At 63.1% G+C, this 11,316-nt stretch carries 11 protein-coding genes; 2 read left to right on the top strand and 9 right to left on the bottom strand.

The window, feature by feature from the left end; all coding sequences use genetic code 11:
- Positions 1–40 precede the first annotated feature (40 nt).
- The 3 genes from NN5_RS13630 to tyrS all read right to left on the bottom strand — a co-directional run bounded on the left by NN5_RS13630 (position 41) and on the right by tyrS (position 3,971).
- Positions 41–2,164 carry a TonB-dependent receptor gene (locus NN5_RS13630; RefSeq protein ID WP_067734653.1) on the bottom strand — a complete coding sequence of 708 codons (2,124 nt, stop codon included), beginning with the start codon at positions 2,162–2,164 and terminating at the stop codon, positions 41–43.
- Between the two features lie 132 nt (positions 2,165–2,296).
- Complete coding sequence (locus NN5_RS13625; protein ID WP_067734652.1) at positions 2,297–2,635, bottom strand: PilZ domain-containing protein; 339 nt, start codon at positions 2,633–2,635, stop codon at positions 2,297–2,299.
- A gap of 106 nt (positions 2,636–2,741) precedes the next feature.
- On the bottom strand, positions 2,742–3,971 hold the full coding sequence (gene tyrS / locus NN5_RS13620) for a tyrosine--tRNA ligase (RefSeq protein WP_067734651.1): 1,230 nt from the start codon (positions 3,969–3,971) through the stop codon (positions 2,742–2,744).
- Positions 3,972–4,139: 168 nt separating this feature from the next.
- Between tyrS and NN5_RS13615 the strand changes: the two genes are divergently transcribed.
- Positions 4,140–4,676, top strand: coding sequence for a DOMON-like domain-containing protein (locus tag NN5_RS13615; protein ID WP_067734650.1), 537 nt, complete (start codon positions 4,140–4,142; stop codon positions 4,674–4,676).
- Positions 4,673–5,878, top strand: coding sequence for an exo-beta-N-acetylmuramidase NamZ family protein (locus tag NN5_RS13610; RefSeq protein WP_067734649.1), 1,206 nt, complete (start codon positions 4,673–4,675; stop codon positions 5,876–5,878). Before NN5_RS13615 ends, NN5_RS13610 begins: the two co-directional genes overlap by 4 nt.
- A 7-nt stretch (positions 5,879–5,885) precedes the next feature.
- Here NN5_RS13610 and NN5_RS13605 read toward each other — a convergent pair whose 3' ends face one another.
- From NN5_RS13605 to NN5_RS13580, 6 genes are all read right to left on the bottom strand, one after another.
- Positions 5,886–7,067 carry a vWA domain-containing protein gene (locus tag NN5_RS13605; protein WP_067734648.1) on the bottom strand — a complete coding sequence of 394 codons (1,182 nt, stop codon included), beginning with the start codon at positions 7,065–7,067 and terminating at the stop codon, positions 5,886–5,888.
- Positions 7,067–8,095 carry a hypothetical protein gene (locus NN5_RS13600; RefSeq protein WP_067734647.1) on the bottom strand — a complete coding sequence of 343 codons (1,029 nt, stop codon included), beginning with the start codon at positions 8,093–8,095 and terminating at the stop codon, positions 7,067–7,069. Before NN5_RS13600 ends, NN5_RS13605 begins: the two co-directional genes overlap by 1 nt.
- Positions 8,096–8,154: 59 nt before the next feature.
- A complete protein-coding gene (locus tag NN5_RS13595; protein WP_067734646.1) occupies positions 8,155–8,583 on the bottom strand; it encodes a GFA family protein in 429 nt (142 codons plus the stop codon).
- A gap of 1 nt (position 8,584) precedes the next feature.
- Complete coding sequence (locus NN5_RS13590) at positions 8,585–9,016, bottom strand: GFA family protein (RefSeq protein WP_067734645.1); 432 nt, start codon at positions 9,014–9,016, stop codon at positions 8,585–8,587.
- A gap of 1 nt (position 9,017) precedes the next feature.
- Entirely contained in the window at positions 9,018–9,863 is an 846-nt protein-coding gene (locus NN5_RS13585) for an AAA family ATPase (RefSeq protein ID WP_067734644.1), read from the bottom strand.
- A gap of 113 nt (positions 9,864–9,976) precedes the next feature.
- Positions 9,977–11,113 carry an alpha/beta fold hydrolase gene (locus tag NN5_RS13580; RefSeq protein ID WP_067734643.1) on the bottom strand — a complete coding sequence of 379 codons (1,137 nt, stop codon included), beginning with the start codon at positions 11,111–11,113 and terminating at the stop codon, positions 9,977–9,979.
- Positions 11,114–11,316: the final 203 nt, after the last annotated feature.

The raw sequence follows: 11,316 nt of genomic DNA, 5'->3' as shown, positions 1-11,316 counted from the left end.
AGCACCTCCCGCCCTTGCCAAGAGATACCCGATTGGGCCGTCAGAAGGAAAGCTTTGCCGTCAATCTCACGTCACGTCCGGCAATCGGTACGAAATCCCGCGTTTCCGAGGCGGCGAGCCTGCCCGTCACGTCGAGCAGGTTGTCCGCCGACAGGATCAGGGTGACAGGGCTCTGTTCCCCCATCGGACGCCAGGTGGCGCTCAGGTTCACCAGCGTGAAGGCGCTGGTCGGGATTTCGTTGTCCGCCACGCGGTTCTGGCTGGCGTTCCATTCGACTTCCCCGCGCAGGTCGATGCTGGACGAATCGAATTCCAGCCCGCCGCGCAGGCGCAGCGGCGGAATCCGGGGCACCGGCCCGATGTTGACCAGGCGGGCATGGGTATAGTCGATACCGGTATCGGCCTTCAGCGAGCCGCCATTATCCCAGCGCATGAATGTCAGCGCACCTTCGGCTTCCACACCGCGGAAGCGGGCAGGGGCCTGGATGTACTGATAGACCGGGAAGTCCTCGATCACTTCGCCGGTGGGCACACCGGTGATGAAGTTTGCGAAGTTGGTGCCATAGGCGGTCACGGACCCGGCGAAATCGGCATCGTTGTAGCGGATGCCGGCTTCGATGCCGTTGCTGCGTTCGACCGTGAAAGAGGGATCGCCGCGTTCATAGGACTGAGTGGCATCATGCATGCCGTCGACGAAGAGTTCTTCCGCGGAAGGCGCGCGCTCGCCATGCGAATAGTTCACCGAGAAGGTCAGATGATCGATCGGGTGCCAGGCCAGCCCGGCAACCGCCGAATACTGAGAGAAATTGCGGCGTTCGGCAGCAGGAATCGTGCGAATGCGCGTGTTTTCGTAGCGCAGCGCGCCTTCGAGATCGAACTGTCCGACTTCGATCTGCTGCAGGGTGAATACCGCGAACTGATCGGTCTGGTTGTCGGGCAGCAGCAGTTCGTCGCCACTGATGTCGAGGCGGGCGGTCGAATACTGGACTCCGCTCGAACCGGTCCAGATGCCGTGGCGCGCCTGATCGGCCTGGAGGCGAACCTTGACGGCCTTGTTGTGGAACTGCGTCCCCACCGTGCCGCCATCCATCTCGGCGTGTTCGTAGTCGCCGAAGGCACCGCGGAACTCGACCCGCTTGAAAAAGCCGTCGAGATTGAGGCCTGCGCGCAGATCGACGCGCGTCTGGCGCAGCGAAATGCTGGTCGAACCGGGATCGACCGAAGGGCGGGGCGGGATGCCGTAGTCGGTGGAAAGCCGCTGCACCGAAATGCCGATGTCCCCGCCCTCGTCGATGAACGCCAGGCCGCCGCCCACGGACCAGCCCTTGGTCCAGCTATTGGGAATGGAGCCGGTACGGTTGGCCTGTTCGGTCAGCGAGGCCGCTCCCGCCGTATCGCCGGCCGCCAGGAGATCGTCGGCTTGCGCAAGCGTTTGGGCCCGCAATTCCGGCGACAGCACATGGCCGCCGACTTTGAGATTGTCGCTGTGGAAATAGGAGGCGTCAACATGGGCAACGAGCCTGTCGGCCAGTTTCACGTCGCTGGCGACGCCGCCATTGAAGAGGTTCGCCGCGGTTCCGTAAGAGGCCAGCACATCCACCGTGATCGTCTGGTCCGGCACGCGCCGGGGAATGCGCTTGTCGATGGCATTGACGGCACCGCCGGCCGGATCGCTGGCATAGAGCAGGACACGCGGCCCGTGGAGCACTTCGACGCGTTCGACATTGAGCGTGTCCAGCGAAACGGCATGGTCGGCGGAAACTGACGAAGCATCCAGCGCCCCGATGCCGTCCAGCAGGACCTGCACACGCGGGCCATCGAAGCCGCGCAGGATCGGACGGGAAACGCCCGGCGCAAAGCCGCTGCTCGAAACGCCGGGCAGGCTGGCCAGCATTTCGCCGATCTGCGGCTTCAGGTTGCGGGTCAGACTGTCCCCCTGAAGGACGACCGGGGCGGCGATGGGATCGGCATTGCCGGAAATGACGCGGCCGGTGACGATGATTTCCGGCCCGCTTTCCTGCGCATGGGAGGACGTCTTCCCAGAGTCAGCGTCGTCCGGCGCACCGGACTGCGCCAGCGCCGCGCCGGGCATGGCGAGGAGAGTCAGGGTTGCGAGGGAACTGGCACAAGCCAGCAGGGCGATTCGGGGGGGGCGTGTGATCATCCCGTTCGCGTAATTGTGATGTTATACTATATCAAGATGGAATTTGCAGATGCGGCAAAATTGATGCGGCATCGCAACATATCAAGGGCATGGACGGTTGTCAGCCATTAGCTGGCGGACGATCGGACTGGATCAGCGGCGAGGGCGCAGGCGGGGATTGGGCTGCAGGGTATCGACCAGCTTGAGGAAATCGTCGACGCGGATGATGCGTTCGAACTGAAAGCCGGCGCGGCCTTCATGCGCCCAGATCAGATGGGCTTCGATGCGGCCGACGACGGGCAGGCGCATGACCACCCGCTCACCGCGTTCGAGGCCGAGATCGCCCTGGACCATGAAACCCTGGGCCGAGACGTTGACGATGTGCAGGTTCAGATCGCCCAGCTGGCGATGCTCGGCTATCACGGAATAATCCACCGGATGGCGCGCTGCCCGACGCTTGTCGGTTACAGAAAGCTGCGCTCCTGCACTCATTGTCGTTGCCCTTGTTCGTGACCTTAGGATGCGACAATGAACGCAATTCACGAACATTCGGTAAACCCGGCAGTTTCGTGCCGGACGAGCGGTGCATTTTTGCCGGTTAAATGCCTTTAATGATGCCGTGCTTCTTCTTTCCGAGGCTCAGCTTGCGGGTCTCACCCGCCCCTGTCGTGATCAGCAGGCCCGGATCGTCCATTGTCTGATCGTCCAGCTTCACCGCGCCTTCCGCGATCTTGCGTTTCGCTTCGCCATTGGAGCCCGTGAAGCCGAGCGCCGTGCAGGCCGCCCCCAGGCGAATGCCTTCGCTGCCCACTTCGATGGTCGGCAGATCCTCGCCAAGCCCGCCGCCAGCGAAAGTATCGCGTGCGGTGGCTTCGGCTGCGGCAGCCGCTTCGGCGCCGCGGCACAGCCGGGTCGCCTCGTTGGCCAGCACGACCTTGGCATCGTTGATCTCGCTGCCTTCGAGAGCTTCGAGCCGGGTGATCTCGTCCAGCGGAAGGTCTGTGAACAGGCGCAGGAACTTGCCGACGTCGCGGTCGTCGCAATTGCGCCAGAACTGCCAGTAGTCGTAGGACGGCAGGGACTCTTCATTGAGCCAGACCGCGCCCGAGACCGACTTGCCCATCTTGGTGCCGTCGGCCTTGGTGATCAGCGGCGTGGTCAGACCGAAAACCTCGGTGGCGTCCATGCGCCGGGTCAGTTCGACACCGTTGACGATGTTACCCCACTGGTCCGAACCGCCCATCTGCAAGCGCACGCCCTGCGTACTGCACAAGTGGCGGAAGTCGTAGCCCTGCAGGATCATGTAGTTGAATTCGAGGAACGTCATCGGCTGCTCGCGTTCGAGCCGCAGCTTGACCGAATCGAAGCTCAGCATCCGGTTGACGGTGAAGTGGGTGCCGACCAGTTGCAGCATCTCGATGTAGCCGAGCTTGCCCAGCCAGTCGTGGTTGTTGACCATCACCGCGTCGGTCGGGCCATCGCCGAACGTCAGGAAGCGTTCGAAGGCGGTGCGGATCGAGGCGATGTTGGATTCGATCGCCTCGTCCGTCAGCATCTTGCGAACTTCGTCCTTGCCCGTCGGGTCGCCGATCCGCGTCGTGCCGCCGCCCATCAGGACCACCGGCTTGTGCCCGGCCTGCTGCAGGCGGCGCAGGAGCATGATCGACACGAGATTGCCGACATGCAGCGAAGGCGCGGTCGCGTCGAAGCCGACATATCCCGGCACGATCTGCTTGGCAGCAAGGGCATCGAGGCCCTCTGCGTCGGTCATCTGGTGGATGTAGCCGCGTTCGTCGAGCAGGCGGAGCAGGGAAGAAGTGTAGGTCATGGGTCTTTTCGGCTTGTTCGGGAGCGGCGCGCCTAGCACGCTGCGGGCGCGAAACAAAGCCAGACCTGTGTCTGCCGGGCAACGCCGGTCAACGATTGGCCGCTCCACGCATGGCATCCTGACGAATCCGCATTGCCCGTACGATGACCGGCCATATAGCATCTGGTCATGGCCGAACTGATCCGTCATCCCGCCCATCCGCCCGCTCTTGTCCGCAGCGTGGAATTCCGGATCATCGGCTTCGACGCCAACTGGCTGCGGGCACGCTGGAAGATCCTGGGCTGCGGAAAGCTCGTGGTGCCGCCCTTCGCAGGGAAGGGCCGTGCCGACGGACTGTGGCAAACGACCTGTTTCGAGCTCTTCCTGCAACAGCCCGGCAGTCCGGCCTATACCGAGATCAACCTTTCGCCGTCCGAGCGCTGGAACGTCTATGACTTCTCCGCAAAGCGCGAGGGCATGGCGGAGCGGCCGATGCCGCACGAGCCGGAATGCACGATGCGCCTCGGCACAGACATGGCGATCTTCGATGCGGCCATCCCGGCAGCGGGTCTGCCCGCGCCACCATGGCGCTATGGAGCCACGGCGGTGATCGCAGAGGAAGGGGGCATCAATAGCTATTGGGCATTGTCCCATGCGTCCGAGGCGCCCGATTTTCACGACCCGTCTTGCTTCCTCGAAGAGGTTGCGGCACCCAGCGCCGCATGAAATTCGGTATCGACCGCCTGCTGGCGGACCCCGCACTGCGCAAGCCGCTTGAAGGCAAGCGCGTGGCACTCGTCGCGCACCCCGCCTCGGTTACGGAGGGGCTGGTCCATTCGCTCGACGCACTGATCGCGGCCGGGATCAACGTGACCAGCGCGTTCGGGCCGCAGCACGGGCTCAAGGGCGACAAGCAGGACAACATGGTTGAGACGGCGGACGACACCGATCCCGCCTACGGCATCCCGATTTTCAGCCTCTATGGCGAAGTGCGCCGCCCCAGCGCGGCGATGATGGAGACGGCGGACGTCTTCCTGTTCGACCTGCAGGATCTCGGCTGCCGCATCTACACTTTCGTGACGACGCTGCTCTACCTGCTCGAAGCAGCCTCAGCGCAGGGCAAGAGCGTCTGGGTTCTGGACCGGCCCAATCCCGCCGGACGTCCGGTGGAAGGCACCACGCTGCTGCCCGGGCAGGAAAGCTTCGTCGGCGCCGGGCCGATGCCGATGCGCCATGGGCTGACGCTGGGAGAGATGGGGCACTGGTTCGTGCGCCATTTCCATCTCGACGTCGATTACCGGGTGGTCGCCATGGAAGGCTGGCAGCCTGGCAGCGCGCCGGGTTTCGGCTGGCCGGAAAACCGTATCTGGATCAACCCGAGCCCCAATGCCGCCAACCTCAACATGGCCCGCGCTTATGCCGGCACGGTCATGCTGGAAGGCACCACGCTTTCGGAAGGGCGCGGCACCACGCGCCCGCTCGAAGTGCTGTTCGGTGCGCCGGATGTGGATGCCAGGGCCGTTCTGGCCGAAATGGCGCGGCTTGCGCCCGATTGGCTGGCCGGATGCGCCTTGCGCGAATGCTGGTTCGAGCCGACCTTTCACAAGCACCAGAAGACCTTGTGCAGCGCCCTGATGATCCATGCCGAAGGGCCGTTCTACGATCACGCGGCGTTCCGCCCCTGGCGGCTGCAGGCCCTGGCGTTCAAGGCGATCCGCAACCTCTGGCCCGACTACCCGATCTGGCGCGATTTCCCATACGAATACGAGTTCGAGCGTCTGGCCATCGACGTCATCAACGGCGGCCCGGCCTTGCGCGAATGGGTCGACGACCGGGCCGCGCTGCCCGGCGATCTGGATGCCCTGGCCGCACGTGACGAGGCGGCGTGGCGGGAGAGTGTGGCGGACCTGCTGATCTACCGCAGCTAAGGCCCGTTCAACTCTTCTTGCGCGTCAGTTCCTTCATTGCTGCATCGAGCCCGTCGAGCGAGAGGGGGAACATCGCGCCGCCCATCAGGTCGCGGATCATCTTGGTCGAACCGGAATACTGCCAATACCGTTCCGGTGAAGGATTGAGCCAGACAGTGCCCGGATAGGTCTGCGTCACGCGCTGCAGCCAGACCGCGCCGGCCTCGTCGTTCATGTGCTCGACCGAGCCGCCGGGATGGCTGATCTCATAGGGGCTCATTGCCGCATCGCCGACGAAGATCACCTTGTAGTCGTGGCCGTACTTGTGAAGGATGTCCCAGGTCGGCGTGCGCTGCGACCAGCGGCGGTGATTGTCCTTCCACACCCCTTCGTAAAGGCAATTGTGGAAGTAGAAGAACTCCATGTTCTTGAATTCCGCGGTGGCCGCGCTGAACAGGTCTTCCACCAGCTTGACGAACGGGTCCATCGAACCGCCCACATCAAGGAACAGCAGGACCTTCACGGCATTGTGCCGTTCGGGCCGCATCACCACATCGAGCCAGCCCTGCTTGGCGGTGCCGCGGATCGTTTCGTCGAGGTCCAGTTCCTCGGCCGCACCTTCGCGGGCAAAGCGGCGCAGGCGGCGCAGGGCGACCTTGATATTGCGGGTGCCCAGTTCCTTGGAATTGTCGAGATTGGCGAACTCGCGCTTTTCCCAGACCTTGATCGCGCGCCCGTGCCGGCCTTCGCCGCCGATGCGGATGCCTTCCGGATTGTAGCCCGAGTGGCCGAAAGGCGAGGTGCCGCCCGTGCCGATCCACTTGTTGCCGCCCTGATGGCGCTTTTCCTGCTCTTCGAGGCGCTTCTTCAGCGTCTCCATGATCTCGTCCCAGTCACCCAGCGACTTGACCTTTTCCATCTCCTCTTCGGAGAAATAGCGCTCGGCCAGCTTCTTCAGCCAGTCTTCGGGGATATCGACCGGCTGCTGGCCGTAATCGGTGAGCACGCCCTTGAAGACCTTCTGGAACACCTGATCGAAACGGTCGAGCAGCCCTTCGTCCTTCACGAAAGTCGCACGCGAGAGGTAGTAGAACGCCTCGGGCGTCTGCTCGATCACGTCCTTGTCGAGCGCTTCGAGCAGCACGAGGTGCTCCTTGAGCGAAGCCGGAATGCCCGCGGCGCGCAGTTCGTCGACGAAGTTCAGCAGCATCAGTGGGCTTCCTTGCCTTCGGATGGGCTCGGAAGGGTAATGGTTTTGTCCGTCTTCCCACGCGTGGCCGAAGAAATTGGCGATCCCCTGGAAATTTGACCGATCACTTGATTTACGGCCGGAAGCCGAGAGAAGCGCGGATAAACGTAAGTGTGGTCAACCGTGCGTACCAGCATCTGGTACATGTTGGCTGCTCCACTAAGCTGGGCGCCGAGTTTGTCCGCCCCGACAAATGCAGTCATCCCGGCATCACCAACCGCAACGATGTATCTCTTTTTCGTTCCATCGGCACGATAGACGCCATAGTCATTCGTAGAAGCGCTGTCTCTGCACCAGACTACACCCATCGGCGCTAACGCTGCTTCGTCATACGGCAGGTCTTTGTTCGGCAGATCTGCCGCAGCGCCAATCATTGCATCCATCATCGTGGGGCGAAAAATTTTCGCTTGCTTCTCAGGCAGTGCATCTTCGCATGGTGCAATCAGATAAGCTGGTGGCGCACTCTTGGTTGGCACCGCCGGCGCTGACAGGTCTTGAACAAACGCGGCGAGACGCGCGTCGAGAGCGGAAGGTTCCAGCGTCCGCGAAGTCATCCTTACTGCTATCAGCCAGTCAGCGAACGGATAGATCGCAACACCCGTTGCTTTGCTGGACTTGCCTTCCAATGGCGCCACGCTGCGGATTCCGGCCCCTGCCTGCCGGGTCGGCGGTGTGAATACGGTCGTGGTTGTGTCGCCGAGCGTGCCCAGTGCCCCGCTGGACATTGCGACAAGAATCCGATCATGCCAGACAGACGGATCTGCAAGTCCCGCATGGAACAGGTACAGCGTCGTTTCGGTGTGGGTGGCTGGATCGGAATAGGCTGCCGACAGGTCGAACTCACCTTTGCCGAAATCCTGAATTGAGGTTCGCTCGAATCCGGTAACGACGGGCGGAAACACATATCCCGTTTGGTCGTGCTCCCAAGGTGCCCGAACATCGGCAATGATCGGGGTGCCATTGGCCCGCGCATCCGGAATCGCAATCATCCCTCCGGAAACGGATACCGCTGCGGCCAGCAAGAGGCGTATGCTGCGCGAACCTTGCATCAGGGAGCCTGTGGCGGCGGTGGAGGCTGGCGCGTGAACTGTTCCAGCGCCGGGTCGATCATGGCCCATTCCGGGGCCTCTTCAAGCCAGATCGCTGTGGTCGGCTTCAGGTCATGATCGCCGTCGAGAAAGCCCAGGCGAACCACCCACGAACTCGGCCGCGAGGAGTTGCGGCCGAAGATCGGCGTGCCGCAGGACGGGCAGAAGCCTTGCTCCACGGTGTTGCCACTGGCTGCGGTATAGCCTTTCCACGCGACATCGCCGTTGACCGTCATCGCATCGGTGGCGAACAGCGCGTTGTTCGTGGCCGAACCGGCAGCGGCCTTCTGGCACTGGCCGCACCAGCACTGCCGGACCCACACGGGTTCAGCCGAAATCGTGACGGTGACGGCACCGCAATTGCAGCTGCCGGAATAGGGGGCTGTCATGTCAGGCACTCTCCTCAAGCAACGGGCTGTCCAGACCGCGGGAATACCGGGGCAAGGTGGTGTCCATCACCGCCCAAGCGGGCGCGCTGTCCACGAAAATGGTGGCACTGGGCGCCATCAGTTCCGGATCGTCGAGCGTGCCAGCCCGCACGCGCATCGGCATTCCGGCAGGTTCGATCGTCTTGCTGTACAGTTGCGCACCACATTGGGGGCAGAAGCCGCGTTCGACGGTATTGCCGCTGTCCGCGGTCATGCGGATCGTGCTGATCTCACCTTCGTAGTGTACGGCCTCTTCGGGAAAGAGCACGTTGACGGTCGCCGAGCCGCTGGCGATGCGCTGACAGTCTCGGCACCAGCAAGACCGTGCGCCCAGCGGCTCGCCATCGACAGTGAGACGCACCTGACCGCACAGGCATTGTCCGGTGTGCGGCACGTCAGCTCCCCCGGCGCGCCATGAAGGCGAGGCGTTCGAACATCATCACGTCCTGCTCGTTCTTGAGGAGGGCACCGTGCAGCGGCGGGATCGCCTTGGACGGGTCCCGGTTCTGCAGCACGTCGAGCGGCATGTCCTCGTTCATCAGCAGCTTGAGCCAGTCGAGCAGTTCGCTGGTGGAGGGCTTCTTCTTGAGGCCGGGCACTTCGCGCAGTTCGTAGAACACTTCCATGGCCTTCGTTACCAGTGTCTTCTGGATGCCGGGGAAGTGCACGTCGATGATCGCTTCCATCGTCTCGCGATCGGGGAACTTGATGTAGTGGAAGAAGCAGCGGCGCAGGAAAGCGTCGGGCAGGTCTTTCTCGTTGTTCGAGGTGATGACCACGATCGGGCGCTCGACAGCGGCAATATGCTCGCCCGTCTCGTAAACGTCGAAGGCCATGCGGTCGAGTTCGGCCAGAAGGTCGTTGGGAAACTCGATGTCGGCCTTGTCGATCTCGTCGATCAGCAGCACCGGCAGCCTGGGCGCGGTAAAGGCCTCCCACAGCTTGCCCTTGCGGATGTAGTTGGAGATGTCGTGCACGCGCTCGTCGCCAAGCTGGCCGTCGCGCAGGCGGGCCACTGCATCGTATTCATAGAGCCCCTGATGCGCCTTGGTGGTGGATTTCACGTTCCAGGTAATCAGCGGCGCGTCGATGGCCTGGGCGATTTCCTCGGCCAGCACGGTCTTGCCGGTGCCGGGCTCTCCCTTGATCAGCAGCGGGCGGCGCAGCAGAACGGCGGCGTTGACCGCGACCTTGAGATCCTCGGTGGCGACGTAATTGCTGGTGCCTTCGAAACGCTGCATCGACTGATCCTGTCCGTACTATCTGTTCCATCAAGCCCTATGTTGTGCGCCGCAGCAAGGCAATATTGCTGGCGCGGCCTTGAGGAACATTGTCCGGGAGAGGGGGAGAGTCCCTATTCGGCGCTGTCAGGGCACAGGCCAGACGCGGCAACGAGTGCGGGGTCGATCTGGTATCCCACCGTTCCGTCGCCGCGCGTGAGCTTGCGGCGGAACTTCCCGGAATCGTCACCGCGCAGGAACATCGCGAGATCGAGCCGGACCGCGCAGGAATCGACATAATCGGAATGGCGCAGGCCATCGGACGCAACCAGCGAGGTTTCCACCATGGCGAGATTCGCGGCCGGCCGGGTGAGGTGGCACCAGCCGGTGTCGCCCAGTTGCTGGTGTTCGTAACTGACATCGTAGGCACAATTGCTGCTGCCCAGACGGGCATAGCCATGGGCCACGCGCGAGAGTTTCAGCGGGTTGTCCTTGCGCGACGCATAGACCAGGACTTTCCGGTCGAATGCGAGCAGCTTGTCCAGCGCGCCGCCTTCGCGCATCGCCGTGTCCCGGTCGAAATCCGGCGAGGCAAGGGCAATGCGCCGGACATGCCCGGCCAGGCTGGGAAAGGCCTGATCGAGATGCTCTACCGCGGCAATCGCGGCGCGGCTGCCCATGCTGTGCGCGACGATCGTGACATCCGGGCTGAGACTGGCAAGCTCCACCAGGGCGCGGTTCATGTCGGCCTGGGCCCAGGTGACGCTGTCCTCGTCATTGATGTAGCCTGCCACTTTGGCGCGCGACGGCCAGCGCAGCACCACGGCGGGAACGCCGGCGTAATAGAGCCGCGAAACCTTCCAGGCCGCCTCCAGCGCCTCGTCGAAATCATTGTTGTAGCCGTGGATGAAAACGAGCAGGCGGCCGCCGTTCGCCGGCGCGTTCACGCGCTGTGAAAGCAAGTCCAGCCAGGCCTTGTGCTTGTACTGCTCCGATGCGAATTCGCGCGATCCCCGGACCACCGCGGCCTGATGGACCGCCTGCCCATAAGTCGTGTCGCGCTCGCGGAAGCCGGCGTAATCGAGCCCGCCCTTGCGGCAATCGCGCAAGGCGGTCGACACGAAGAACAAGGCTTCGCCATCCATGGCCGGGCCGCCGTCATGCATGGCTGGGCAGGCTTGCGTGTAGAGGTTCGGATTGGGCAGTTTCAGCCCGCCGCACGATGCCAGAAGGCAGGAGAGGGGCAGCAGGACCCATGCAAACCTGTTCATACCCATATTGCCTCGCGCTTGCCCGCCGCCCCGGTGTCACGGGCCCGGTATCACGGGACTGTGACAGCTCCGAAATGAAATTCTGCCAAGGTGGTATAGGGCCTGTGGGGATTTAGGTCAGGCGGAGCCGAGCACTTCCTTGTACGTGCGCACCGGAAGCTTGGAAAACTGCCGTTCGGAGACCGTCATGGGCCGAATGTCGA

The organism is Novosphingobium naphthalenivorans NBRC 102051, assembly GCF_001590985.1.
Taxonomy (GTDB): domain Bacteria; phylum Pseudomonadota; class Alphaproteobacteria; order Sphingomonadales; family Sphingomonadaceae; genus Novosphingobium; species Novosphingobium naphthalenivorans.
The sequence above is the reverse complement of the archived record's forward strand: the minus strand, read 5'-3'. Positions and strand labels throughout refer to the sequence as shown.

Excerpts from the sequence above, each read along its gene's own strand:
- NN5_RS13605 (WP_067734648.1), bottom strand. The coding sequence starts at position 7,067 with ATGCTGCTGAACTTCGTCGACGAACTGCGCGCCGCGGGCATTCCGGCT.
- NN5_RS13625 (WP_067734652.1), bottom strand. The coding sequence starts at position 2,635 with ATGAGTGCAGGAGCGCAGCTTTCTGTAACCGACAAGCGTCGGGCAGCG.
- NN5_RS13600 (WP_067734647.1), bottom strand. The coding sequence starts at position 8,095 with ATGATTGCGATTCCGGATGCGCGGGCCAATGGCACCCCGATCATTGCC.
- NN5_RS13610 (WP_067734649.1), top strand. The coding sequence starts at position 4,673 with ATGAAATTCGGTATCGACCGCCTGCTGGCGGACCCCGCACTGCGCAAG.
- NN5_RS13580 (WP_067734643.1), bottom strand. The coding sequence starts at position 11,113 with ATGAACAGGTTTGCATGGGTCCTGCTGCCCCTCTCCTGCCTTCTGGCA.
- NN5_RS13630 (WP_067734653.1), bottom strand. The coding sequence starts at position 2,164 with ATGATCACACGCCCCCCCCGAATCGCCCTGCTGGCTTGTGCCAGTTCC.
- NN5_RS13615 (WP_067734650.1), top strand. The coding sequence starts at position 4,140 with ATGGCCGAACTGATCCGTCATCCCGCCCATCCGCCCGCTCTTGTCCGC.
- NN5_RS13585 (WP_067734644.1), bottom strand. The coding sequence starts at position 9,863 with ATGCAGCGTTTCGAAGGCACCAGCAATTACGTCGCCACCGAGGATCTC.
- tyrS (WP_067734651.1), bottom strand. The coding sequence starts at position 3,971 with ATGACCTACACTTCTTCCCTGCTCCGCCTGCTCGACGAACGCGGCTAC.
- NN5_RS13595 (WP_067734646.1), bottom strand. The coding sequence starts at position 8,583 with ATGACAGCCCCCTATTCCGGCAGCTGCAATTGCGGTGCCGTCACCGTC.